General features: G+C 54.7%; 1 protein-coding gene and 1 pseudogene. Both read left to right on the top strand.

The window, feature by feature from the left end; genetic code table 11:
• Positions 1–161 precede the first annotated feature (161 nt).
• Positions 162–1,298 (top strand): hypothetical protein, encoded by a 1,137-nt coding sequence (locus BKD70_RS01990; RefSeq protein WP_139145774.1) that lies wholly within the window; start codon positions 162–164, stop codon positions 1,296–1,298.
• A 4-nt stretch (positions 1,299–1,302) separates the two neighbouring features.
• Positions 1,303–1,839 (top strand): annotated as a pseudogene (locus BKD70_RS01985) (hypothetical protein); the annotation flags it as partial.

Here is a 1,839-nt window from a genome sequence, read left to right as displayed (position 1 = left end):
CSTGCCAGTGGAGCAACGGGCCAAGCCCAGCAACACCTTGGTGCGGCTCAGCGCCAAGGTGCGCACCCTGAGAAAGCAATACCCGCGGCATGACATCACCGAGATTTTCGCGCACGTGTATCGCGCTGAGCGGCAGGCTCCAGGTAGTGGGGATTAGGGGCATGCCCAAAAAAATCAATGACCAAATACTACGCCCGGATACTCCTCCTCCCTCGCCACAAGCAGGTGATATCGAGTCTTTTATGACGGGTCGCAAGACATACCTGGCACCATTACCTCTTCCTACAGATGCCCATCCGTATTGCCCATATATCAGCGACATCAACGATGTGTATTTAGACTTTGGGGGCGGTAACCCGCAAGTGTTCTCGTACCAGATGTCGTTGGGAGCACCATTTACGTGTGCCTGTATTATCGCTTTTGGTTTCCCGATGATTAGCGGCTTTGCGGCAGCACTGCTCGACTATTCTCCTGAGCTGGTCAGAGAGTTCACAGAGGACGTTTTCTTAGCTTGCTGGCCAATAGCCATAATGATGTGGTTTTTCATAACCGCCACCTGCCTTTTTTACTGGCTCAAGGCCCACAAGCTCTTCACCGAAATCATCCCCACACGCTTCAACCGGCAACGGCGCGAAGTCTGTTTTACGCCCGAAGGGGAAACGGAGTCCTTGTTTGTGCCTTGGGAATCACTCTGCGCATGGGTGATTCAGTCGCATAGCGCCACGCAATACGGCGCCACTCGCCAGTACGGCATGGGCATGGGTTTTGAACATGAGGGCGAATGGTTATGCATGGAATTCCAGTGTGCGGGATCGCAACTGGGCATAGCCCACTGGGAAGCCGTGCGCGCTTTCATGGCATACGAACTGGACGACTTCAATGCCATTCTGGACCCGCTGGGGCTGCAAGGCCCAAACGATCCGCCCCATGAAGGGTTGCACACTTTCCGCAATGCCCGGGCCGGCCTGCACCGGCGTTTGCGTGAGAAAGAGGTGGGCTGGGTGTACGCATTTTTCTGGTACGTCTACCACGTCATGACCTTCTGGACCCTGCCCAATCGGCTGGTCGAATGGGAAATCAAGCGCATCGACAAAACCGGCCGCCGCGCCCTGCCCCAAGCCATGATCGACTGGTCGCAACCCCTGCCAGTGGAACAACGAGCCAAGCCCAGCAACACCTTGGTGCGGCTCAGCGCCAAGGTGCGCACCCTGAGAAAGCAATACCCGCGACATGACATCACCGAGATTTTCGCGCACGTGTATCGCGCTGAGCGGCAGGCTCCAGGTAGTGGGGATTAGGGGCATGCCCAAAAAAATCAATGACCAAGTACTACGCCCGGATACTCCTCCTCCCTCGCCACAAGCAGGTGATATCGAGTCTTTTATGACGGGTCGCAAGACATACCTGGCACCATTACCTCTTCCTACAGATGCCCATCCGTATTGCCCATATATCAGCGACATCAACGATGTGTATTTAGACTTTGGGGGCGGTAACCCCCAAGTCTTCTCGTACCAGATGTCCTTGGGGGCACCATTTACGTGTGCCTGTATCATCGCTTTTGGCTTTCCGATGATTAGTGGCGTTTTAGCACTCCTGAACGACTTTTCCCCCGAGTTGATCAGGGAAGTAATAGAAGACGTTTTCTTCTTTAGCTGGCCCATAGCCATAATGATGTGGTTTTTCATAACCGCCACCTGCCTTTTTTACTGGCTCAAGGCCCACAAGCTCTTCACCGAAATCATCCCCACACGCTTCAACCGGCAACGGCGCGAAGTCTGTTTTACGCCCGAAGGGGAAACCGAGCCGTTGTTTGTGCCTTGGGAATCACTCTGCGCG

It is taken from the genome of Pseudomonas sp. BS-2016, from assembly GCF_001806145.1.
Taxonomy (GTDB): domain Bacteria; phylum Pseudomonadota; class Gammaproteobacteria; order Pseudomonadales; family Pseudomonadaceae; genus Aquipseudomonas; species Aquipseudomonas lundensis.
Note: the sequence above shows the minus strand (reverse complement) of the source record. Positions and strands in the feature narration are given on the sequence as shown.